At 68.1% G+C, this 23283-nt stretch carries 20 protein-coding genes; 11 read left to right on the top strand and 9 right to left on the bottom strand.

All coding sequences use genetic code 11. The annotated features are described in order from the left end of the window. Positions 1-68: 68 nt before the first annotated feature. From dcd to apbC, 3 genes are all read right to left on the bottom strand, one after another. Complete coding sequence (gene dcd, locus WJ542_RS16525) at positions 69-638, bottom strand: dCTP deaminase (RefSeq protein ID WP_325621399.1); 570 nt, start codon at positions 636-638, stop codon at positions 69-71. Between the two features lie 279 nt (positions 639-917). Next, positions 918-1457: a superoxide dismutase family protein gene (locus tag WJ542_RS16530; protein ID WP_411190316.1), complete on the bottom strand. Its 540-nt coding sequence runs from the start codon at positions 1455-1457 to the stop codon at positions 918-920. A gap of 157 nt (positions 1458-1614) precedes the next feature. Continuing rightward, positions 1615-2703: an iron-sulfur cluster carrier protein ApbC gene (gene apbC / locus WJ542_RS16535; protein ID WP_411190317.1), complete on the bottom strand. Its 1089-nt coding sequence runs from the start codon at positions 2701-2703 to the stop codon at positions 1615-1617. 300 nt (positions 2704-3003) lie between these two features. Between apbC and WJ542_RS16540 the strand changes: the two genes are divergently transcribed. Continuing rightward, on the top strand, positions 3004-3657 hold the full coding sequence (locus tag WJ542_RS16540; protein WP_411190318.1) for a YiaD family glycine zipper/OmpA-like lipoprotein: 654 nt from the start codon (positions 3004-3006) through the stop codon (positions 3655-3657). Positions 3658-4060: 403 nt separating this feature from the next. After that, complete coding sequence (metG, locus tag WJ542_RS16545; protein ID WP_411190319.1) at positions 4061-6205, top strand: methionine--tRNA ligase; 2145 nt, start codon at positions 4061-4063, stop codon at positions 6203-6205. A gap of 93 nt (positions 6206-6298) precedes the next feature. Here the strand turns inward: metG and WJ542_RS16550 are convergent, their stop codons facing one another. Both WJ542_RS16550 and WJ542_RS16555 read right to left on the bottom strand, forming a co-directional pair. Further along, on the bottom strand, positions 6299-10510 hold the full coding sequence (locus WJ542_RS16550; protein WP_411190320.1) for a translocation/assembly module TamB domain-containing protein: 4212 nt from the start codon (positions 10508-10510) through the stop codon (positions 6299-6301). A 64-nt stretch (positions 10511-10574) separates the two neighbouring features. Next, the gene (locus WJ542_RS16555; RefSeq protein WP_411190321.1) at positions 10575-12458 is read right to left on the bottom strand and encodes an autotransporter assembly complex protein TamA; all 1884 of its coding nucleotides are present in this window, start codon (positions 12456-12458) and stop codon (positions 10575-10577) included. 353 nt (positions 12459-12811) lie between these two features. On the opposite strand from WJ542_RS16555, the gene WJ542_RS16560 reads away from it, so the two are divergent. The 4 genes from WJ542_RS16560 to panD all read left to right on the top strand — a co-directional run bounded on the left by WJ542_RS16560 (position 12812) and on the right by panD (position 15489). Then, the gene (locus WJ542_RS16560; protein WP_027795624.1) at positions 12812-12997 is read left to right on the top strand and encodes a DUF3460 family protein; all 186 of its coding nucleotides are present in this window, start codon (positions 12812-12814) and stop codon (positions 12995-12997) included. Then, entirely contained in the window at positions 12997-13911 is a 915-nt protein-coding gene (locus WJ542_RS16565; RefSeq protein ID WP_411190322.1) for a segregation and condensation protein A, read from the top strand. Before WJ542_RS16560 ends, WJ542_RS16565 begins: the two co-directional genes overlap by 1 nt. A 248-nt stretch (positions 13912-14159) precedes the next feature. Next, a complete protein-coding gene (gene panC / locus WJ542_RS16570; RefSeq protein ID WP_411190323.1) occupies positions 14160-15005 on the top strand; it encodes a pantoate--beta-alanine ligase in 846 nt (281 codons plus the stop codon). A 97-nt stretch (positions 15006-15102) separates the two neighbouring features. Then, the gene (gene panD, locus WJ542_RS16575) at positions 15103-15489 is read left to right on the top strand and encodes an aspartate 1-decarboxylase (RefSeq protein ID WP_411190324.1); all 387 of its coding nucleotides are present in this window, start codon (positions 15103-15105) and stop codon (positions 15487-15489) included. Positions 15490-15544: 55 nt separating this feature from the next. Here panD and WJ542_RS16580 read toward each other — a convergent pair whose 3' ends face one another. Next, the gene (locus WJ542_RS16580; RefSeq protein ID WP_411190325.1) at positions 15545-16195 is read right to left on the bottom strand and encodes a ParA family protein; all 651 of its coding nucleotides are present in this window, start codon (positions 16193-16195) and stop codon (positions 15545-15547) included. A 180-nt stretch (positions 16196-16375) separates the two neighbouring features. Here WJ542_RS16580 and WJ542_RS16585 point away from each other — a divergent pair, with 180 nt between their 5' ends. Continuing rightward, positions 16376-16795 (top strand): PaaI family thioesterase, encoded by a 420-nt coding sequence (locus WJ542_RS16585; RefSeq protein ID WP_411190326.1) that lies wholly within the window; start codon positions 16376-16378, stop codon positions 16793-16795. 12 nt (positions 16796-16807) lie between these two features. Here the strand turns inward: WJ542_RS16585 and WJ542_RS16590 are convergent, their stop codons facing one another. Beyond that, entirely contained in the window at positions 16808-18307 is a 1500-nt protein-coding gene (locus WJ542_RS16590; protein ID WP_411190327.1) for a cobyric acid synthase, read from the bottom strand. 128 nt (positions 18308-18435) lie between these two features. Between WJ542_RS16590 and cobU the strand changes: the two genes are divergently transcribed. From cobU to WJ542_RS16610, 4 genes are read left to right on the top strand one after another with little or no spacing between them, the layout of a single operon-like run. Next, positions 18436-18975, top strand: coding sequence for a bifunctional adenosylcobinamide kinase/adenosylcobinamide-phosphate guanylyltransferase (gene cobU, locus WJ542_RS16595; protein ID WP_411190328.1), 540 nt, complete (start codon positions 18436-18438; stop codon positions 18973-18975). 32 nt (positions 18976-19007) lie between these two features. Continuing rightward, on the top strand, positions 19008-19943 hold the full coding sequence (gene cbiB, locus WJ542_RS16600; protein WP_411190329.1) for an adenosylcobinamide-phosphate synthase CbiB: 936 nt from the start codon (positions 19008-19010) through the stop codon (positions 19941-19943). Then, positions 19936-20991 carry a threonine-phosphate decarboxylase CobD gene (gene cobD, locus WJ542_RS16605; protein WP_411190330.1) on the top strand — a complete coding sequence of 352 codons (1056 nt, stop codon included), beginning with the start codon at positions 19936-19938 and terminating at the stop codon, positions 20989-20991. The genes cbiB and cobD overlap by 8 nt, the downstream gene beginning before the upstream one ends. Beyond that, the gene (locus WJ542_RS16610; RefSeq protein ID WP_411190331.1) at positions 20988-21905 is read left to right on the top strand and encodes a cobalamin-binding protein; all 918 of its coding nucleotides are present in this window, start codon (positions 20988-20990) and stop codon (positions 21903-21905) included. The genes cobD and WJ542_RS16610 overlap by 4 nt, the downstream gene beginning before the upstream one ends. A gap of 21 nt (positions 21906-21926) precedes the next feature. On the opposite strand, the gene cobC is transcribed toward WJ542_RS16610, so the two are convergent. Beyond that, on the bottom strand, positions 21927-22538 hold the full coding sequence (gene cobC / locus WJ542_RS16615; RefSeq protein ID WP_411190332.1) for an alpha-ribazole phosphatase: 612 nt from the start codon (positions 22536-22538) through the stop codon (positions 21927-21929). Beyond that, positions 22523-23281 carry an adenosylcobinamide-GDP ribazoletransferase gene (locus WJ542_RS16620; RefSeq protein WP_411190333.1) on the bottom strand — a complete coding sequence of 253 codons (759 nt, stop codon included), beginning with the start codon at positions 23279-23281 and terminating at the stop codon, positions 22523-22525. The genes cobC and WJ542_RS16620 overlap by 16 nt, the downstream gene beginning before the upstream one ends. Positions 23282-23283: the final 2 nt, after the last annotated feature.

Consider the following 23283-nt stretch of genomic DNA (forward strand, 5'->3'; position numbering starts at 1 on the left):
GTCCCCGCATATCGTTTGGGCGGTGAGCCTCGGTGAGTCTTATGGGCCCGCGCCGCCGGGAAGCCGGATCAGGTCTTCGGCAGCGTGACGCCGTGCTGCCCCTGGTACTTGCCGCCGCGGTCCGCGTAAGACACTTCGCAGACCTCGTCGCTTTCGAAGAAGAGCACCTGCGCGACGCCCTCGTTCGCGTAGATTTTCGCAGGCAAAGGTGTCGTATTTGAGAATTCGAGCGTCACGTAGCCCTCCCATTCCGGCTCGAACGGCGTGACGTTCACGATGATCCCGCAACGCGCATAAGTGGACTTGCCGAGGCACACGGTCAGCACGTTGCGCGGAATGCGGAAATACTCCACCGTGCGGGCGAGCGCGAACGAGTTCGGCGGGATGATGCAGACGTCGCCCTTGAAGTCCACGAACGACTTTTCGTCGAAGTTTTTCGGGTCGACGATGGTCGAGTTGATGTTCGTGAAGATCTTGAATTCGTCGGCGCACCGGATGTCGTAGCCGTAGCTCGAAGTGCCGTAGCTCACGATCTTGCGCCCGTCCTCCGACGTGCGGACCTGATCGCGCACGAACGGCTCGATCATCTTGTGCTCTTCGGCCATGCGCCGGATCCACTTGTCGGATTTGATTGCCATATAAGTCGCTGCGTGCCAGGTGTATGACGAAAAGGCGGGAAATACGCCCGGGCGCAGGCCGTGCCCGCGGGTGCCGAGTGCCGCCACGTACGAAAGGCGCTTATTTTACGCGATGTGGATCGACGTGCTGGAAAGCGCGTGCGAGACGCCTGGGGGACATCCGCGAGACGTATGTCGGGCGATGTGACGGGTGCAACCGGCAGGGTACGGCGCCGCGCATCATGAAAGCGATATGCAAGAAATTCGCAGAAACGCACGGGAAAACGCGTGCGCGCTTCGTCACTGGGAGTGGATCACGCCGCACGCGAGCGCCGGGCCGGTGCCGCGCTGCAGGTAGGCATAGGGGTCGATGGCGTCGCGGTGGAGCAGCACGGCGCGCTGGACCACCGATCGCACGCCGTCGAGCGACACGTCAGGCGCGACGATGAAGCCGGTGGCGACGCCGTTCGAATCGGCGTGGATGTTGCCGAGATCGCCTTCCACGCGTGCGCCGGCCTTGAGCCGGTCGGCGGCGGGCGCGAAGACGACGCCGGCGCTCGAGGCATCGGTGGCGTTGCAGTCGCCGCGCTCGTGAACCTGCAATGCATGATCGCTATCGGGTGGCAGACCCATGAGGTTGTAGGACACCTGGACGCCGTCCGCACGCTCGACGAACGACACGGAGCCGCGCACCTGATTGCCCATCGTGGGCAGCAACTGCGCAACCGCGCGCTTGTCCTGCTGCCCCATGAAACCCGTGCAGCCGCCGAGCAGCATGCACCCGGCAACTGCCAGTACGACGTAGCCATACGCTGCTTGCGTCTCGTTTCCTTTACCCATGCGATCCTCTAGGGCCGCGTGCTGCCCCTGCAGCCATCGAACCGGACCCGACCAAGCCCACATCATACCGCGCACCCATGCGTCTGCGCGCGTGCGGGGCCGCACCATGCGGACCGCGCCGCAGGGGCCCGGTCCCGGGCAAATTCATGCCGGCCGTTCAGGTGTTTTGCACGACGATGCTGGGAAACTTCGAGGTCATGTCGCGCGCACGTTCGGCGATCTGGATCGCAACGCGCCGGGCAATCGCACGGTACGCCTGTGCCACCTGGCCCGAGGGATCGGCGACCACGGTGGGGCGGCCCGAATCGGCCTGCTCGCGGATCGCGATGTCGAGCGGCAGGCTGCCGAGCACTTCCACGCCGTACTCCTGCGCCATGCGCTCGCCGCCGCCCGCGCCGAAAATGTGCTCGGCATGGCCGCAGTGCGAGCAGACGTGCACGGCCATGTTCTCGACGATGCCGAGGATCGGAATGCCCACCTTCTCGAACATCTTGAGGCCCTTCTTCGCGTCGATGAGCGCGATGTCCTGCGGCGTCGTGACGATCACGGCGCCCGTCACCGGCACGCGCTGCGCGAGCGTGAGCTGAATGTCGCCGGTGCCGGGCGGCATGTCGACCACGAGATAGTCGAGCTCGCGCCAGTTCGTCTGCCGCAGCAACTGCTCGAGCGCAGACGTGGCCATCGGGCCGCGCCAGACCATCGGATTGTCCTGCTCGACGAGAAAGCCGATCGAATTTGCCTGCAGGCCGTGGCCTTCGAGCGGATTCATCGACTGGCCGTCGGGCGACTCGGGCCGGCCCTGGATGCCGAGCATCATCGGCAGCGAGGGGCCGTAGATATCCGCGTCGAGCACGCCCACCGCGGCGCCTTCGGCGGCGAGCGCGAGCGCGAGGTTCACGGCCGTCGTGCTCTTGCCGACGCCGCCCTTGCCCGAAGCGACGGCGACGATGTTCTTCACGTTCGGCAGCAGCTTCACGCCGCGCTGGACGGTATGGGAAACGATCTCGCTCTTCACCGCGACACGGCCGGTACGCACGCCCGGCACCGCGGCGAGCGCCGCTTCGACCTGGGCGCGGACCGCGTCGAACTGGCTCTTCGCCGGATAGCCGAGCACGATCTCGACGCTCACCGCATCGCCCTCGACCGCCACGTTGCGCACGCCCTTGCCTGTCGCATACGGCCGGCCCGTATTCGGATCCGTGAGGGCCGCGAGCGCGGCGTCGACCAAAGCCCGATCTATGCTCATTGATACTCCGTGGGGAAACACCGGCGCCGGGCGCGAATCCGCTGATCGCTCTGGCGCCGGAAAAAGAAAGAAATTGTTAAGCTGGATTGCGAATTTCACGGCGGCGAGGCACGCTTCGCGGCAACAGGTATTGTTAGCGTTCGTGGGTCTCGCCCATTCAGCGGACCAAGCTCGCGATACCCGCCTTCAAGCCGTCATTGTAGTAGCTGACGCCATGGGCCGCCCGAAGACCCTGACCGCTGTCGGGGGCTGCGAGCGGCCCGCGGCAGCCATCCTGTTCCATTCCAACGAGGAAAGAAAATGAACACAAGAATCATGACCCGCCTGTCCGTCTTCGCCATTGCCGGCGCGCTCGTCGCCGGCTGCGCCACGCAGCAGGGCACCAACACGGCCGTCGGCACCGGTGTGGGCGCGGGCACGGGCGCGGCGATCGGCGCGATCTTCGGCGGCGGCAAGGGTGCGGCGATCGGCGCCGGCGCGGGCGCGCTGGTGGGCGGCGTGGTGGGCTACAACTGGACCAACATCCACAACAAGCTTTCGGGCGCGACCAAGGGCACGGGCACGCAGATCACCGAGCAGCCGGACGGCTCGCTCAAGCTCAACATTCCGAGCAACGTGACCTTCGACACGAACAGCTACGCGATCAAGCCGTCGTTCGCGCCGGTGCTCGACCAGGTCGCGCAGACGCTGCAGCAGAATCCGGAAGTGGTGGCCCAGGTGGTGGGTCACACGGACAACACGGGCCAGCCCGCGTATAACCAGACCCTCTCGGTCAACCGCGCGCAGAGCGTGGTCAACTACCTGGCGTCGCGCGGCATCCAGATGCAGCGCCTCTCGGCGGAAGGCCGCGGCGACACCCAGCCGATCGCGGACAACAGCACGGAAGCCGGCCGCGCCGCGAACCGCCGCGTGGAAATCTTCCTGCGCGCGACGGCGCAACATCAGGGCCAGTAAGGGGAAACGGGGGACCGGCGGGGCAGGCCGAAGCTTGCGGGGCGGCCGCGGGCGCACCTTTCAGGGCACCCATTAAAGTTTCGAAAATTTTTTCGAACTCTGCCCGAACCCCGCTGTCTCTCTTTACGGTACGCGACTGGCGTTGCCGCCGCGTCACCATTCTCCTCTTGTCGTTGTTGCTCCGGGGCCATTCTGCCCCGGTTTTTTTTGTCTGCGGATTGTGCGTCGCAACATAAACAAGCCGGGCCAGCGCGCCGCGCGCAGCCGGGGGCGTGATCGCTGCCCGGTCTGCAGCCCGCAGGCTGCACCGCCTCTGCGTGCCGCTTCCCGCCCCGACCGCGTACGCGGCCCGCCCTGCTAAAATCGCGGTTTCCCCCTCCCGCAACACCGGAACCTCCCCAATATGTCAGCACCCGCCACCGACCTCAGTGCCGCCGGCGCGCCTGCCACACCCAGCGGCCGCCGCCAGATTCTCGTCACGTCTGCCCTGCCCTATGCCAACGGGCAAATCCACATCGGCCATCTGGTCGAGTACATCCAGACGGACATCTGGGTTCGCACGCTGCGAATGCACGGCCACGAGATCTATTACGTCGGTGCCGACGACACGCACGGCACGCCGGTCATGCTGCGCGCCGAGGCGGAAGGCCTCACGCCGCAGCAGTTGATCGCGCGCGTCTGGCAGGAGCACAAGCGCGATTTCGACAGCTTCGGCGTCTCGTTCGACAACTACTACTCGACGGACTCCGAAGAGAACCGTGTGCTCTCCGAGTCGGTCTATCTCGCGCTCAAGGAAGCGGGCTTCATCGAAACGCGCGACATCGAGCAGGCCTACGACCCGGTCAAGAACATGTTCCTGCCGGACCGTTTCATCAAGGGCGAATGCCCGAAGTGCGGCGCGAAGGACCAGTACGGCGACAGTTGCGAAGTGTGCGGCTCGACCTATGCGCCGACCGACCTGAAGAATCCGTACTCGGTCGTCTCGGGCGCGACGCCCGTGCGCAAGACCTCGACGCACTACTTCTTCCGCCTCTCGGATCCGCGCTGCGAAGACTTCCTGCGCGGCTGGGTGAGCGGCCTCGCGCAGCCGGAAGCCACGAACAAGATGCGCGAATGGCTGGGCGAAGCGGGCGAGTCAAAGCTCGCGGACTGGGACATCTCGCGCGACGCGCCGTACTTCGGCTTCGAAATTCCAGGCGCGCCCGGCAAGTACTTCTACGTGTGGCTCGACGCGCCAGTAGGCTATTACGCGAGCTTCAAGAACCTTTGCGAGAAGCGCGGCATCGACTTCGGCGCGTGGGTGGCGCCCGGTTCGAAGACCGAGCAGTACCACTTCATCGGCAAGGACATCCTGTACTTCCACACGCTGTTCTGGCCGGCCATGCTGCAGTTCTCGGGCCATCGCACGCCGACCAACGTGTTCGCGCACGGCTTCCTGACCGTGGACGGCGCGAAGATGTCGAAGTCGCGCGGCACCTTCATCACGGCGGAGAGCTATATCACCACGGGCCTGAACCCCGAGTGGCTGCGCTACTACTTCGCCGCGAAGCTCAACAGCACGATGGAAGACCTCGACCTGAACCTCGAGGACTTCCAGGCGCGCGTGAACAGCGACCTCGTCGGCAAGTACATCAACATCGCCAGCCGCGCGGCGGGTTTCCTCATCAAGCGTTTCGACGGCCGCGTGCAGGACAGCGCGATGCAGCATCCGCTCCTCGTGCAGCTGCGCGAAGCGATCCCGCAGATCGCCGCGAACTACGAGGCGCGCGAATACGGCCGTGCGCTGCGCCACACGATGGAACTGGCCGACGCCGTGAACGGCTATGTCGATACGGCCAAGCCGTGGGAGCAGGCCAAGGACCCGGCCAACGCCGTGGCGCTGCATGAAACCTGCAGCGTGAGCCTCGAAGCGTTCCGCCTGCTGTCGCTCGCGCTCAAGCCCGTGCTGCCGACGCTCGCCGAAAACGTGGAAAGCTTCCTCTCGATCGCGCCGCTCACGTGGGCCGATGCGACGAAGGCGCTCACGTCGGCTCAGCCGATCAACGCGTACCAGCACCTGATGACGCGCGTCGATCCGAAGCAGATCGAAGCGCTGCTCGCGGCCAACCGCGATTCGCTGCAGGCCGCCGGAGCCCCTGCCGCTTCGGCCGATGCCGGCAAGAAGGCCAAGGAAGCGAAGAAGGCATCCACGGAAAGCGAAACGCCGGACGTCATCTCGATCGACGACTTCGCGAAGATCGACCTGCGCGTGGCGCTGATCGTCGACTGCAACGTCGTGGAGGGCTCGGACAAGCTGCTGCAGCTCACGCTCGACGTGGGCGAAGGCAAGACGCGCAACGTGTTCTCGGGTATCCGCTCGGCGTACCGGCCGGAAGACCTCAAGGGCAAGCTCACGGTGATGGTCGCGAACCTCGCGCCGCGCAAGATGAAGTTCGGGCTTTCGGAAGGCATGGTGCTCGCGGCCTCGTCCGCCGACGAGAAGGCCGAGCCGGGGCTTTACATCCTCGAACCGCATAGCGGCGCGAAGCCCGGCATGCGCGTGCGATAAAGGTCTCGCGGTTCCGCGCAACAGCAGATCGAACGCCCCAGGCACCTTTGCCCGGGGCGTTTTGCTTTGCGCCGCGCCGGCCTGACACTTGACCTACCACTTGACCCGGTCGAAGCGCCGCGTATAGAGCACGTCGGCGCCATAGAAGGTCCCGCCATACGCGGCCACCGACCAGTAGCGCGAGAAGTTGACGGTCGCCTTGATCGCGTTCGAGGCCGACTGCAGCCCCTGCTCGTAGCCGATCACGAGCCATGTGTTGAGGGCTTTGGCGATCTTTACCACTTCGGGGTCGGTAAGGCCCACGTCGCTGCGCCCGATCGTGAATTCGTCGAGCCCCACCGACTCCGCAATCCGCTTGCCGCTCGCGCTGCCCAGCAGCGCGAGCGCCGTCGTCATCGAATTCTGCTGGCCGAGGTCGTTGCCCTGGTCGGTGCCGTGGCCGAACAGCAGCCAGGACAGCTTCTCGTTGTCGGGCACGTTGGGCTCGGAGACGAGCTTCGCCACCGGCGCCTCCACCGTGCCCGTGACCTGCACGCCCGCCTCGACCTCCTGGTTGCGGCGCATCGCGAGAATGTTGATGCCGGGATTCGCCACCGGCCCGTTGAACGTGAAGAAGCCGTTCTCGATGTTGAGCTTGGTCCCGAAGGCCGTGTAGCTGGACCCTTCCGTCACGCGCACGTTGCCCACGGCGCGCAGCGGCACGGCCGGCGCGCTCACCACCGTGATCGCACCGGCGAGCCCGAGGTCCGCGCCCTGCCCCTTGAAACGGAAGTTGCGGCCCAGATCGATCTCGATGTTCGCGCGCGGCGAGAAGCGCGGCGCCGGCTTGCTCGCCGCCTGCTGGGCCTGCTCCTCGGGCGGGGGCGTGCCGCCGCGCGTCGTGCCGTCCGGACGCACGATCACGACGTCGTCGCCAAGTTCGGGCGCCGCCGACTCGGGCATGTCGAAGAGTGCGTGATCGACCGTGAACTTGCCGTTGATCTGCATCGCGCCCAGGTGCCCGCCGTTCGCGATGTCCGCGCTGCCCGACAGCGAAAGCTGCCGGTCCGGCGAGGCGAATAGTTCGAGCTTGTCGGCGACGATGCTGGCCTTGAGATCGGGCTCCGCATTGTCGAGCCCCACTCGGCCCGTCGCGCGCAGCGTGCCGCTCGCGCCGTGGAACTCCACCTGCTGGAAGTCCACGAGGTTTTGCGACAGCATCACGCGGACCACGCCGTCCTTGAGCTGAATGCCCTGATCGACGAGCGTGGCGGAAAGCTCGTCGCCGGTCAGCGAGCCCGACACGTTCGGCCGCGCGACCGTCCCCGCCAGCGCGAGCTGCAAGGCGAGGCGGCCGTCGAGCACGTAGTTCGGGCCGAAGAGTCCGCCCGTCGTCTTCAGCGACGGCACGTTCGCCTTGATCGTGCCGCTCAGCACGGACTCGTCGTCGAGCGTGAGAACGCCGTCGCGCGGCGCGAGCGTGGCGTGCGCATCGACGTCGAGCGCGCCGATGCGGCTTGCCTGGGCATGCGCCGTCAGGTCGAGCCGGCTGCCGCCGGAAAACCCGGCACGCGCATCGAGGTCGCCGACGCCGAGCGAGGCGACGCCGCGCCCGATCTCCACCGTGACGTCGCCCGAACGGCGCTTGATCTGAACGTAGCCTGTCGCCGTCGGGCCGACCGAGAAGTCCCAGTCGCCGTCGAAGATCAGGTCGGTCTTGAGGTTGGACGCCGTGCCGGTGATCTTCTGCTGGATCTGCAGCACGCGCGCGAGCGAGACACCCGTGAGCGAGCCCGCCGAGCGGATGCGGCCGTGGTCGAGATCGAACGACTTGAGGTCGAGCAGCGCGCCTTCCATCGCAAGACGCGTCGAGCCGAGCGTCACCTTGCCCGCCCCCGCGCTGATCGTGAGCGGCCTTTCGAGATTGAGGTCGGGCAAGCCGCGGTTCTGCAACTGCGTGACGGTGCCGTCCCAGCGCGTGCCGTCGCGCGTATCGGAGAGCTTGCCGTTGGCCGCCATTTGCACGTCGAGCGGCTGGCCCTGCAGCTTGCCCTTCGCGCTCGCCGTGAGCGTGTGCTGCGCGCGCGTGCCGGCAAGATGGGCCGAAAGCGTGGCGATTTCGACACCCGCGGCGGCGATATCGCTCGCGTCGGTGCTGAATGCGAGCGCGCCGTTCGCGCCGTCGCGCACGTCGGCATGGCCCTGCGCATGGCCGACCCGGTTCTCGCCGAACGCGACGCCGTCGGCCTTGTAGTCGAGCGCGACATTGGGATGCGCAAAGGTGCCCGTGAGGTCGCCGCTTGCCGCGACCTGTCCCGCCACGCCGAAGCCAAGGCGATCGAGCTGCGGCGCGTCCACCGTGAAGCGCAGGCGGTCGCCGGCCGCGCCGAAGCTGCCCTGCAGCGCCACATCGTTGCCCGCCACCGAAAGCGTCGCGCGGCTCGGCAGGATGCGCGAGCCCGCCAGTTGGACGACGCCCTCGCCCGTGAGCGGCAGGTCGTCGTAGACGCTTTGGCCCAGCTTGAACTCGGCCTTCGTCGTGAACGCGGGCGCGAGCGCGCCGCTCGCGTTGAGCGTGCCGTTCACGCGCGCCTCGATGCGGCGCGCGGGCGGCGCCTTGCTCTTGCCGCGCGGCGCACCCGCCTCGGCCTTCGCCGGGGCATGGGAGGACGGGGCCTGCGAGGTGAGCGAGAGCGGATCGAAGTTGGAGAGCGCGGCCTTGAGCGCATAGCTCGAATGCGCGTCGTGCTTGATTTCGCCCGAGAGGTCGAGATGCCCCGCGCCCGAACTCACGCGCACGTCGCTCAACGACAGGTGCGCCGGGTCGAACGTCACCTTGCCTTGGGCACGCAACGCGGCTTTCGGGTCGGCGAGGTCGAGCGTGACGCTTTGCACGTCGTCGGCGAGGCGCACCGTGATCGGGCCGACGAGCCGCGTCGGCCGCACGCTCGCTTCGATCGCATTCAGGTCGAGGGCGGCCACCTTGAGGTCGAAATGCCCGTTGCGCCCGCTGAGCGTGCCGCCGCCCGTCACCGTCGCGTCTTTCACGAGCCGCACGGCGAGGTTCGAGAGGCGCTGCGTGCGGGCGTCGAGGACGACGTCGGTATGGGCATCCACGAGCGGCAGCAGATGCGCGTCGATCGAACCCGGCTTCGCGTTGACGATCGATACGCTGCCCGCGACGGTGAAACCCGCGGCGCCGGACTTCGCTTGCGGATGGGCCTCGGAAGCACCCGAAGCGACCGGGGCAATCACCCCGGCAGCGACGGCGCCCGCGACCGGCTGCAGGTCGGCGCGCAGCGCGAGATCGGCGAACGGCGCGCCGGGTGCGAATGCCTGCGGGTTCACATGGTCGAACGCGAGCGTCGCGCGCTTGAGCGGCACGGGGGCGAACGGCATCGCCTCGACGTGCGCGCGCCCGGCGAGCTTCATGCCGCTCGCATCGAGGTCGGCGGCGAGCAACTCGAGCGAGCCGCCCACGCGGCCGCTCACCTGCACCGCCTCGTCGTTCACCTTGCCCGAATAGCCGAAGTCGCCCGAGAGCGCGAACGGCCGTACGCCGTCGAGCCTGGCCTCGGCGCTCACCGCGCCGTAGGGCGTGTCGAGCTGCTCGACGGCGGCCTCGTGATGACGCCCGTCGCTGCGCGCATGGAACACGAAATGCGAAAACTCCGTGGTCGTCGCGCCTTCGTGCAGGGTGAGCTTCGCCACGCGCAGGTCGTCGATCTCCAGCGCGAGCGGCAACCGCAGGTCCTTCGGCAGCGTCATCGGCGAAGCAGGCTCCGTGGAAGGCACGATGCGCAGATCCACGTCGCCGATGTGCAGATAGCTCAGGACGAAGTGCCATGGCTTGCCGGAAAGGGTCCACTGGCCGCCGGCCCGGTCGACGGAGAGCGTCGTGCCGTCGGCGCCGTGCCAGCTCACGTCGCGCAGGCGCAAGCCCGTCGCGATCGTGCCGCCTTCGAGCGTTCCCCCTAGCTGGCCGCCCAGCAGCTTCACGGCCGCGCGCCAGACATAAGCCGTGCCGCGCTCGGTCGTCGCCGCGCCGTAGAGCAATCCCGCCGCCAGCGAAACGATCAGCACCGGCACCACGATCGCCCACGCCAAGGCCCTCCACAGGTGGCGTTTACGTCGCGGCGGCGGCGCGGGCGGCTCGGCGCCGCCGCCGGCCGCGCCGCTTGCGCCGGAGGGATCGCCCGGTTCCCTGGGGCCGCCTGGCGGCGGTCCTTCGGGTGGCCCTTCAGGCGGCACCCCGCCGCCCACGGCGAGCGCGTGGTGCGCCGCAGCCGTTGGCGCCAGCCAGCGTGCGAGCAGGCGCGCGCTCATGTGGCAGCCTTCCCCGCGCCCGGCAGCGGCGGCAAAACGGAGCGGAGCGTGGCGGGCGTCATCATCAGAAAGCGATCCCGAGCGTCAGGTAAGGCCGCACGCTGCGGGTGCGGAACCCGTAGGCAACGTCGAGGTTGACCGGGCCCACCGGGCTGCGCCAGCGCGCGCCCACGCCGGCACCCGGAAAGAAGACCTTCTCGCCCCAGGTGTCCGTGGCGGTGCCGATGTCGAAGAACGCCGCGGCGCCCCAGTCGCGGGTGAACCAGTGCTGGTACTCCGACGACGCCGTCACGAGGTACTTGGTCGGCAGGATCGAGCCGTCGACGTTGTTGCCGAGGCTGTCGAAGGCATAGCCACGCACCGAATTCGAGCCGCCCGCGCGGAACAGCAGCGAGGCCGGCACGTCGGTCGAGCTCGCGCCCGTGAACACCCCGCCCAGCTCGGCGCGGAACAGCACGAGATCGGTGCGGCCGATGGGCAGGTATTGCTGGCCGCGCATGTAGGCGCGCCCGAAAGTGGCGTCGGAAAGCACGTCCTTTACCGCAAAGCCAGCCTCGACGCGAATCACGTTGCCCGAGCGCGGAAACAACGGGTCGTCGACGTCGCGACGCGTCCACGACCACTGCGGCATGAGCGCCCGGGCGATGGTGGGGGCGGCCGCGTTCTGGTCGAGCCGGTCCTGGACGTAGAACAGCGAATAGGCGAAGTCGATGTTCTGCGAGGTGCGCGTGCGCTGCAGGCCGGCGCGCAGGCTGTAGATGCGCGTATCGGACACGTCGGTCGTCGTGTAGGACGCGAGCGCGCTATTGGTCCACGCCCGGTAGCCGGGCGGCATCGAAAGCTGGATCTGGCCGTACTGCTGGATCTGGTCGATCCGCCCCTGGAGCTGAAGGGGCCACGCCGCGCCGAAGGTGTCGAGGTAGGTGTACGAACCCTGCACGTGCGCGCCGGTGTCGGTCGAGTAGCCCACCCCGCCGCGAAAGCTGTTGTACGGATACTCGCTCACCTTCACGTGCACGGGCGTATCGAGCGGCTTCTGGGTGTTGTCGTCCACGTCGATCGCAACGCTCGCGTAGTAGGGCGTGTTCTGCAGTTGCCGCTGCAGTTCCGTGATGCGGTTCACGTCGTAGATCTCTCCAGGCGCGATCGGATTGACGTTGCCGATGATGTACGCCGGATAGCGGCTCGGCCCCGAGACGTCGAGCTGCCCCATCGTGAAGGTGGGCCCGCTGTCGAACAGGACGGCGAGCTTCGCGTCGTGCGTGAGCGGATCGATACGCGCCTCGGAATGCACGATCTTCGCGCCGATGTAGCGCTTCGACTGCAGGGCCTTGAGCGCGGCGTTCTTCGCGTCGTTCCAGCCCGACTGCGTGAACGGGTCGCCGTCGTGCAGCGAGAACGCGAAGCGCGCGGCGTTTTCCTGGCGCTTGTCCTCGGTCAGCACCGGGCCTCGGAATGTCAGCTCGACCGACGAGATCGTCGTGCGCGGCCCCGGATCCACGCTCACGAGCACCGTCCGCTTGCCGTTCACGGTGCGCACGTCCGTGCGGACGACGGGCGAAAAGTAGCCGTCGGTAGAGGCGAGATCGCGCACCTGCTGGGGCGTCGCGGTAACGAGAAAGCCGAACTGGTCGTCGCTCACGTCCTTGCGGGTCGAAAATCGCGCGATGTCGAGATGCGCTTCGAGCAGCTTGCGCAGCTCGCGCGGCGACGCGTCGATCTTGACGTCGTAGACGGTGGGTTTGTGCGACCAGGGCAGCAGGTCGGTCAGCGCGGCTTGCGCGGATTCGGCCGGGAACAGAACGGCGGCGATCAGGCCGGCAACGAGCCACGCATGGGAGCGCAAGGACGGACAGACGAGGCAGCGCACCGGGAAACGTCCGGCGGCGGCGTGCGTGCGCCGCGCCTCCACCGGGAGACGCCGCCATGCGCGCCACGCTTCGATCATCCATCCCGCCAAACGAGACCTCCGGCCTTTTGTAGAACAGACTGCCACGCCTCGTAGCCACGCTTGAGTTGCTGCGCCTCTGCTTGCGCCTGCGCTTATACCTGACCACGCCTGGTCAGGCCGGGCCGCCAGCCCGATTGCGGCATCACGCGGGGCGCAAACGCGTTATTTGAACACATCGGCACGGGATTACCCCAGCGCGCGGCGCGGTGAGTTTGTTCTGGCACCTCCATGCCGCCGACGCACGGCCCGCCCGGATGTTCCGCGCCGTGCGCTTGCGGTAAAATTGCGGCCGACACGAACAACGGCGGCCCCGCACCGATGCGGCCCGCCTTTTTTGACGGACGTCGACCATGTATCAGTCGGACATCACGCAGTTCCTGACCCAGCTCAAGCAGCAGAAGCCGCAGCTCGAGGACCAGCAGCGCAAGGGCCGTGCGCTCCTGTGGGACAAACAACCGGTCGATCTCGACGAACGCGAGCGCCAGCAGGCCTCGCGCGTCAAGCAGACGTCGTACGTCTACTACCAGAACTTCTGATGGCCGAGGCCGACGGGGCCGGCGCACCCGAGCCGCACCACGGCGCCGGCGCCGCGCCCACCAGCGGACCCACCGGCGCGGCTAGCGACGCGCTGACCGCCCCCGCAACCGACTCGACGCCCGACACGGTCGACGGCGTCGCATTCGCGCGCCTGTACGGCGAGCCGCTCTTCAAGCTGCCGCAGGACCTGTACATCCCGCCGGATGCCCTCGAAGTTTTCCTCGAAACCTTCGAAGGACCGCTGGACCTGCTGCTCTACCTGATCCGCAAGCAGAACTTCAACGTTCTGGACATCCCGATGGCCGAGGTCACGACGCAGTATCTCGGCTACGTCGAGCAGTTGCGCAAGACCAATCTGGAACTGGCGTCCGAGTATCTGCTGATGGCCGCCATGCTCATCGAGATCAAGTCGCGCATGCTGCTGCCGGTCAAGAAGGCCGATACCGGCGAGGAAGCCGAGGACCCGCGCGCCGAACTCGTGCGCCGGCTGCTGGAGTACGAGCAGATGAAGCTCGCCGCCCAGCGCATCGACCGGCTGCCGCAGCTCGGGCGCGACTTCATGCGCGCCGAGGTCTACATCGAGCAGAGCATCACGCCGCGCTTTCCCGACGTGGACAGCAACGACCTGCGCGCCGCGTGGGCCGACGTCATCAAGCGCGCGAAGCTCGTGCAGCACCACAAGATCTCGCGCGAGGAACTGTCCGTGCGCGAGCACATGAGCGTGATCCTGCGCAAGCTGCAGAACGCGCGCTTCATGGAATTCTCGGAGCTGTTCGACGTCGCGCGCGGCGTGCCGGTCGTGGTCGTGAACTTCATCGCCATGCTCGAACTCGCGCGCGAGTCGCTGATCGAGATCACCCAGGCCGAACCGTTCGCGCCGATCTACGTGCGCCTCGCCTACCTGCCGGCCTGAGCCCGGCTTTTCTTTTACCCGACCCCAATTTACTGGCCGTCAACTCGCGGCGTTCTGCGGGAAAGCCCCCCCTTCCAGGGCGGCTGCGCTGCGGGCACAAATCCTCTACAATCGCCCGCGCCTGCCCTGCCCCCTTTCGGCCGGGCACACGCTGCCGCATCGACGGCTCTCCGTAACCGGCCCGCCGCCACCGGCTGCCGGTGGCTGCAACCCCGTCTTGCCCCGTGCGAGGCACAACGCATCCGACCATGAAAGTCATCAGCTCGATTCAGGAACTGCGCGACCAGTTGCGCGGCCAAAACCGCACCGCCTTCGTGCCGACCATGGGCAATCTTCACGAAGGCCATCTGTCGCTGATGCGGCTTGCGCGCCAGCACGGCGATCCGGTCGTGGCGAGCATCTTCGTCAACCGCCTGCAGTTCGGTCCGAACGAGGACTTCGACAAATACCCGCGCACGCTCCAGGACGACATCGAGAAGCTGCAGAAAGAGAACGTGTATGTGCTGTTCGCGCCGACCGAGGTGGACATGTACCCGCAGCCGCAGGAGTACCGCGTCCACCCGCCGCACAACCTCGGGGACATCCTCGAAGGCGAGTTCCGCCCGGGCTTCTTCGAAGGCGTCTGCACGGTCGTGATGAAGCTGATGTCGTGCGTGCAGCCGCGCGTGGCCGTGTTCGGCAAGAAGGACTACCAGCAGTTGATGATCGTGCGCGCGATGTGCCGCCAGTTCGCGCTGCCGACCGAGATCATCGCCGCCGAAACCATCCGCGACACCGACGGCCTCGCGCTCAGCTCGCGCAACCGCTACCTCACGCCGACCGAGCGCGCCGAGGCGCCACAGCTCGCGAGCGTTCTGCGCGCGATCCGCGAATCGGTGCTGTCGGGGCGCCGCGACTTCCAGCAGCTCGAACTCGACGCCATGGCGACGCTCGCCGCGCGTGGCTGGAAGCCCGATTACATCGCGATCCGCAAGCGCATCGACCTGCTGCCGCCCACGGCGCAGGACGCGCAGGACGTTAATGCGGCGCCGCTCGTCGTGCTCGCCGCCGCGAAGCTCGGCGCCACGCGCCTGATCGACAACCTCGAAATCTGATCCCGGGCTCCGCCCACGTTCCACGCGGCGGCCGCGCAGCCGGCCGCCCCAGCCTGACCTGCGACGGGCCGCGCCCGCTCGCATGAGGAGACGCACCATGCAACGCCATATGCTCAAGTCGAAGATCCACCGCGCCGCCGTCACGCACTGCGAGCTGCACTACGAAGGATCGTGCGCCATCGACGAAAATCTGCTCGAAGCCGCGAACATCGTCGAAAACGAACGTATCGATATCTGGAACATCAACAACGGCGAGCGCTTTTCGACCTATGCGATCAAGGGCGAGCGCGGCAGCGGCATGATTTCGCTGAACGGCTCGGCGGCGCGGCGCGCGCAGTTGGGCGACCTCGTGATCATCGCAGCCTTCGCGAACGTGGAAGAGGAAGAACTGAAGGCGGGCTGGAAGCCGGACCTCGTGTTCGTGGACGAGAACAACCGCATCAAGGGCAGCCGCGACCACGTGCCGACGCAGAACTGGACCTGAGGTCCCCTTCACCTGCGGCACGCAGCCGTGCCGCAGGGCAATCCCCGCTCCAAAGTTAGTGATCGCTCACTTTCTGCCCGTTTTTCTTGTTCACCCAGGCAAGAATCGACTGCCACTGCTCCAGATCCTTTTCCACCCGGCTTTTCGCGACATCCCACAGCGTGAGGCCGTGCGCGGCAAGCTGCACGTAGTTCTGCGTGTCGCGCAGATAGCCGAGGACCGGCAGCTTCAACCCCTCCACGAAACGCTGTAGCTGATCCGCCGAGCGCGTGCGCGCGTCCACGCGCATGCCCACCACGCCCACCTCGATCGAGCCCTTGCGCACGGACTTTTCCTTCGCGAGGCGGTCGAGGAAGTCCTGGGTGGCGAGGATGTCGAACATCGAGGGCTGCAACGGCACGATCACCTTGTCCGCCAGCGCCACGATCGCCGCGAGCCGGTTGCCGTGCAGGCCGGCCGGGGTGTCGATGATCGCGCGCTCCAGGCCCTTCGGCGGCTTCTGCGGATCGTCCAGATCGACGTTCCAGCTCTCGATGGGCGGCAGCGTCGCGGGCCGCAGGTCGAGCCAGGCATGGGCGGACTGCTGCCGGTCGAGGTCGGCGAGCGCCACCCACTCGCCCTGCGCGGCAAAATAGCCGGCCAGATTGGTGGACAGCGTGCTCTTGCCGACGCCGCCCTTGGGATTCGCCACCACGATTACCGTCATGAATACTCCCGTCAGGATGGCTGGCACGCGGGCCAGCCGGATTGCCGATGTGTTCCTATGCGTCTTTGGTTCGCGCAACCGTCCGATAATATCGGCAAATCCGCCGGCGCCGAAGTCCCGGGCGTACGGCCGCGATCATAGTCCCTCGTTATTGATCTCCTGTGAGAGGAAACGTTTCCCATGAGCACGCTGCGTCCCGACATCACCCCCGAAGCCCTGCATGAACGCCAGCGCGGCCGCCTGCCCGAACTGCTCGGCTTTCGCGCCGTGGCCATCGGGCAGGGCCTGCTGCGCGCCGAACTCGACGTGCGCAGCAATCTGCTCGCGCCCAATGGCTTCCTGCATGCCGCCACGGTGATCGGCCTCGCGGACACGGCCTGCGGTTATGCCTGCTTCGCCCACCTGCCGCCCACGGCGAAGAACTTCACGACCATCGAGCTCAAGAGCAACTTCCTCGGCACCGCGCGCGAAGGCACGCTCACGGCCGTGGCGACGGGAGTCCATCTGGGCCGCAGCACCCAGGTCTGGGACGCGACGGTGAGCGGCCCGGACGGCAAGACCATCGCCCTCTTCCGCTGCACGCAGATGGTGCTGTACTGACGCCGTACTGACTTAGCCGATCGCCGCGAACACGCGTTCCAGATCGAGACTGCCGGCCAGCGTATCGGCAAGACGCTCCAGCGACGCCTCGCGCAGCGCCGGATAGTCCACCGTGCGCGCCGTCGCCAGCCCGGCCCAGCGCAGCAGCGCGGCGCAGGCTTCGGGCGCGTCGAAGAGGCCGTGCACGTAAGTGGCGAGAATCTGGCCGTCCGCCGACTGCGCGCCGTCGGGCCGCGTGCGCCCGTCGGCATCGAGCCGCAGCGTGGGCAGATCGAGCGCCGGGCCGCGCGTCTCGCCCATGTGGATCTCGTAGCCCTTCACGGCAGCCGCCGCACCGTCCAGCACGAGCGCGCCCGTCACGTTCTTCAGCGTCTTCTCGCGTGTGAGTTCCGTTTCGTAGTCGAGCCAGCCGAAGCCCGCCACCGCGCCGGGCTCGCCCTCCACGCCGTGCGGATCGGCAATCGCGCGGCCCAGCATCTGCATGCCGCCGCAGATGCCGATCACGCGCCCGCCGTAACGCAGATGCCTCGCGAGCGCCGCTTCCCAGCCCTGCTCGCGCAGCCAGGCCAGGTCGTCGCGGACGTTCTTCGAGCCCGGCAGGATCACGAGATCGGCCGGCGGCGGCGCGCTGCCCGTACGCACGTAGCTGAATTCGACCTGGGGATGCGCGCGCAGCGCATCGAAGTCGGTGTGATTGCTGATGTGCGGCAGCGCCGGGACCACCACGCGCAGCGTCGCGCCCGGGGCGTCGGCGTGGCTATGCGGGGCGGTCGGCAGCATGTCCTCCGCGTCGAGCGTGAGGCCGTGCAGATACGGCACGACGCCCAGCACGGGCTTGCCCGTCTGCGCTTCGAGCCATTCGAGGCCCGGCGCGAGCAACGCGGGATCGCCGCGAAAGCGGTTGATGACGAAACCCTTCACGCGCGTTCGTTCGCTCTCCGAAAGACACGCGAGCGTGCCGATCAGATGCGCGAACACGCCGCCGCGGTCGATGTCCGCGACGAGCAGCACCGGACAGTCCACGGCCTCGGCAAAGCCCATATTCGCGATGTCGTTGGCGCGCAGGTTCACCTCCGCGGGACTGCCCGCCCCTTCCACGAACACCGTGTCGTAGCGCTCGCGCAGCCGTGCATACGATTCGAGCACGGCCTCGCGCGCGAGCGGCTTGTAGTCCTGGTAAGCGCGCGCGTTGAGGTTCATGCGCGCCTTGCCGTGGATGATGACCTGCGAGCCGAGGTCGCTGTTCGGCTTGAGCAGCACGGGGTTGAGATCCGTGTGGGCGTCGATGCCCGCGGCGAGCGCCTGCAGCGCCTGCGCGCGCCCGATTTCCCCGCCGTCGACGGTCACCGCGCTGTTGAGCGCCATGTTCTGCGGCTTGAACGGCGCCACGCGCGCGCCCGCGCGCCGCGCGAGCCGGCACAGCCCCGCGACGAGCGTGCTCTTGCCGGCGTCGGAGGTCGTGCCCTGGATCATCAGCGTGCCGCGCGGCACGGCGGGAATCGGTGCGGTCATCGTTCGAAAAAAACTCTCTGGCGGGCGAGCGCGCATTATCCCATCGCGCGCGCCCAGGCAGCACGGCAACGAAGCGGCGAGGCACCCGGGCAGTGAGTGAGGCAGGAACAAGCCGGTACAATCACGCGATGATTTCGCGCGACCTCACCTTCATCGTCGGCGGTGCACGCTCGGGCAAGAGCGCGTATGCCGAGCGCCTCGCCCGCGAGAGCGGCTTGCCCGTCACCTATATCGCCACCGCGCGCGTGGGGGACAGCGAGTTCGCGCAGCGCGTCGAGCATCATCGCGCGCGCCGGCCCGCTCAGTGGGGGCTCGTCGAGGCGCCGCTCGATCTCGCCGGCGCGCTCGAAGCCGCCGCGGCGCCCGGCCAGTGCGTGCTGATCGACTGCCTCACGCTCTGGCTCGCCAATCTGCTCTGCCCGCCGGATGCGCAAGCACCGCGCGACGACTGGGCCGCGCGCATCGACGCCTTCGCCGCCGCCTGCGAACGCGCGCGGGGCACCGTGCTCGTCGTGAGCAACGAGATCGGCATGGGGGTGGTGCCGCTCGGCGCGGCCACGCGACTGTTCGTCGACGAACTCGGGCGGCTGAACCAGCGCATCGCCGCGCTCGCCGACCGCGCCACGCTCGTCGCCGCCGGCCTGCCGCTCGCGCTCAAGACACCGTGAAGACCGCTTGAAGACATCCTGATGCCGCTTTCATGCTGACCCTGCCCGTCACCGCCGCGCTCGCCGTTGCAGGCGTCGTCGTCGACCACTGGCTCGGCGAGCCGCGCCGCGCCCATCCGCTCATTGCGTTCGGCAAGCTGGCGAATCGCCTCGAAGAACGTCTGAACACCGGACGGCGCGGCCGCCCGCTCGGTCTCGTCGCCTGGCTCGCCGCCGTGGCGCCGCCCGTCCTCGCCGCCGCGTTCCTCGTCGCCATCCTGCCGTGGCCGCTCGCCGCGGCGCTGCATGTCGCGCTGCTGTGGTTCGCGCTGGGCGCACGCAGTCTCGCCGATCACATCGCGCCCATCGGCGCCGCGCTCGCGCAACGCGACCTCGCGCGCGCCCGCGAGCTCACGTCGCGCATCGTCTCGCGCGACACCGCCCAGGCCGACGCCACCGCCCTCTCGCGCGCCGCCGTCGAATCGGCGCTGGAGAACGGCAACGATGCCATCTTCGGCGCGCTGTTCTGGTTCGCCGTCGCGGGCGGCCCGGGGGCGCTCGCGTTTCGTCTCGCCAATACGCTCGATGCGATGTGGGGCTATCGCACGCCACGTTATCTGCGCTTCGGCTGGGCGGCGGCGCGCATCGACGACGTGCTCAACTGGATTCCCGCGCGCCTCACGGCCACGAGCTATGCGCTGCTCGGCGACACGCGCGTGGCGCTGCGCTGCTGGCGCGAGCAGGCGCGCCGCTGGGACAGTCCGAATGCCGGCCCGGTGATGGCCGCGGGCGCGGGCGCGCTGAACGTGCTGCTGGGCGGCGCGGCCGTCTATCACGGTGCGATCGAGCAACGGCCGACGCTCGGCGCGGGCACGCCGCCGCGCGCGCAGGATGTGGACGCCGCGCTGCGTCTCGTCGAACGCGCGACGATCCTGTGGCTCGCCGTGTTGATCGCCCTGGCTTTCGTGAGCGTGGCGAGCCATGTCTAAGCGCGTCGACGCGCTGCCGCGCCCTGTCGCGCACGGCGGCAACCTGCACGAGGCCGCGCGCCGTTACGGTATCGCGTGGGAGGCGTGGATCGATCTGTCCACCGGCATCAACCCGCACGGCTATCCAGTGCCGCCGGTCCCGGCCAGTGCCTGGCGCCGCCTGCCCGAGGACGGCGACGGCTTTGCCGCCTGCGCCGCCCGCTATTACGGCGCCCCGGACGAGCGACACGTATTGCCCGTGGCGGGCAGCCAGGCCGCGATCCGCGCGCTGCCTGCGCTGCTGCCGCGCGCGCACGTGGCAATTGCGCCGCTCACGTACGGCGAATACGCGCCCGCGTTCGTCCAGGCGGGGCATGAAACGGTCACGCTCGACGTCGCGCACGATACGCTGCCCGAGAACGTCACGCATGCGGTCGTCGTGAATCCGAACAATCCGACGGCGGGGCATCTCGACACAGTCACACTGCTGCGCTGGTATGCGCAACTGGCCATGCGCGGGGGCACGCTGATCGTGGACGAAGCGTTCGCCGATGCCTTCGCGCCGGCCCGCACCGCTTCGCTCGCGGGTGAAGTCGCGCGCGAAGGACTCGTCGTGCTCCGTTCTCCCGGCAAGTTCTTCGGGCTGGCAGGCGCGCGCTGCGGTTTCGCGCTCGCACAGCCGCCGCTGCTGGAGGCACTGCGCGCGAGCCTCGGCGCGTGGACGGTGAGCGGCCCGGCGCGGCACGCCGTCGCGCACGCCTTTGGCGACACGGCATGGCAGACCGCCATGCGCGCGCAGCTTGCACACGAAAGCGAGCGCCTCGACGCGCTCTTGCGCGCGCATGGCTTCACACCACACACGACGCCGCTCTTCGCCTGGATAGCCGACACCCGCGCCCACGCGCTCCAGGATGCGCTCGCGCGGCGCGCCGTCTGGACACGCCGCTTCGAAGCGCCGGCCAGCCTGCGCATCGGCCTGCCCGCATCGGAAGGCGAATGGCAACGCTTCGAAACCGCGCTGCGCGAAGCCGTGCGCGAGATCGGCGGACAAAACGGCGGCGCCTCATGAACGCACGCACACTCGCTGCCTTCGTGCTCTGCGCACAAGCATTGCTTTGCGCGCCTACGGCACACGCCACCGTGAGCGCCGTGGACGACGCCGGCAACACCGTCACGCTGGCCGCACCGGCGCAGCGCGTCATCAGCCTCTCGCCGCACATCACCGAACTGATCTACGCTGCGGGCGGCGGTGACAAGCTCGTGGGCACCGTGAGCTACAGCGATTACCCACCGGCCGCACAGCACGTCCCGCGCGTGGGCGACAACCGCGCGCTCGACCTCGAACGCATCGTCGCGCTCAAGCCCGACCTGATCGTCGTCTGGCGGCACGGCAATGCCCAGCAGCAGCTCGACCGGCTGCGCGAACTGCACATCCCGCTTTTCTTCAGCGAACCACATCACCTCGACGATGTCGCGACCTCGCTCACGCGCCTCGGCGTGCTGCTCGATACGTCGAGCGTCGCGCAACGCGCCGCCAGCGCGTATCGCCACGACATCGCGCAACTGCGCGAGCGCTACGCGGGGCGCACGCCGGTCAGCGTGTTCTTCCAGGTCTGGGATCAACCGCTGATGACGCTCAACGGCGAGCACATGATCAGCGACGTGATCGCGTTATGCGGCGGGCGCAACGTGTTCGCGGCGCTGCAGCCGCTCGTGCCGACCGTCTCCACGGAAGCCGTCCTCGCCGCGAATCCCGACGCGATCGTCACGTCGTCGCAAGGCGCGACGGCGCCGGACAAGCCGCTCCCCGGGCTCGACCGCTGGCGCGCGTGGCCCTCGTTGACGGCGGTGGCGCACGACAACCTCTTCGCCATCGACGGCGACCTGCTCACGCGGCCCGCCCCGCGCATCGCGCAAGGCGCCGCGGAGCTTTGCAAGGATCTGGATCTCGCCCGTACGCGCGACGCCGCCCCGGCCCGTTGATTCGTTATCCGAATCAGGCGCTCAGGCGTTCCAGCGGACCAATAACCATGGACCGCCGCGCGCTTCTCTTCGTAGCCAAACGAGCGCGCCGTACTCCAGCCGCCAGCGCACGCAGCGCGACAGCGACAGCCCGAGCGCACACGCCGTCATGGCGCGGATCACCCCCGCATGCGTCACGACCCAGGCCACGTCTTCCAATGGCAGCGGTCTGCCGGGCGCCGCCACGCTAGCGCCCTCATCGAACCACGCGCGCACGCGCGCCTCGAACTGCGCGACACTCTCGCCGCCATGCGGCCGCGCATGGTCGAAATCGGCGGCCCAGGCGTCGATCTGCTCGCGCCCGATCGCATCCCAGCGCTGCAATTCCCATGCGCCGAAATCCATCTCCGCGAGCCGCGCGTCGATCCTGGGCACAACGCCATGCGTCGTCCCCAGCGCGTTTGCAACGTGCGCGCAACGTGTCAGCGGACTCGATTCGATACGGGCAGGCGCGCGTGCGCCGAGCGTGTCGAGCCGGCCTGCCAGTGCGGAGGCTTCCTGCGCGGCGTCGCCCGCGAGCGCCACGTCGCTTGCGCCGTAACACACGCCCGCTTCCACGGCCACGGCGGGATGCCGGATCAGAACGAGATCCACGCAAGCCCCATCAGATAGATCGCCAGCTCGAACACCTGCTGGGCGAAGCCCAGACAATCGCCGGTATAGCCGCCGATGCGCTTCACGAAATAGCGCCCAAGCCCATAACGCAATACCGCCAGGACGACGAGTGTCGCAAGTCCCGCGCGCCAGTCGGGCCAGAAGAGCCACGGCAAACCCGACACGCAGGCGCACAGCAGCGCGGCCGCGCTCATGCGCTGCGCGACGGGTTTGGCCTTGCCTTCGTCACGCACGTAGTCGAGCGTGACGAGGTAGCTGATCGCGCAGGCTCGGCTTGCGGCGTGCGCGGCGATCATGAGCGTCGCCGCGCGCATCGGCGGCAAGGCGGCGAGCGTCTGCCACTTCAGCGCGAGCGCCACGACGAGCGCGATGGCGCCGAACGCGCCGATGCGCGAGTCGTGCATGATGCGCAGCACGTCCTCGCGCTGGTATCCGCCGCCGAACGCATCGCAACAATCGGCCAGCCCATCCTCGTGAAACGCACCGGTGGCAAGAAGCGTCGCGGCCATCGAAAGCAGCACGGCCACACCGGGCGGGAACACCCGCAGCGCAACGAGATAGACAAGCGCCGCAAGCGCGCCCACGAGCACGCCGACGAGCGGGAAGTAACGCGCCGCCGCGTTGAGCCAGGCGGGTTCGAAGCCGACCCAGCGCGGCACCGGCACGCGCGTGAAGTAGCCGAGCGCCGTAAAAAAATAGCGCAGTTCGGCGAGCGGATTCATCG

Source organism: Paraburkholderia yinzeri (genome assembly GCF_046581065.1).
Taxonomy (GTDB): domain Bacteria; phylum Pseudomonadota; class Gammaproteobacteria; order Burkholderiales; family Burkholderiaceae; genus Paraburkholderia.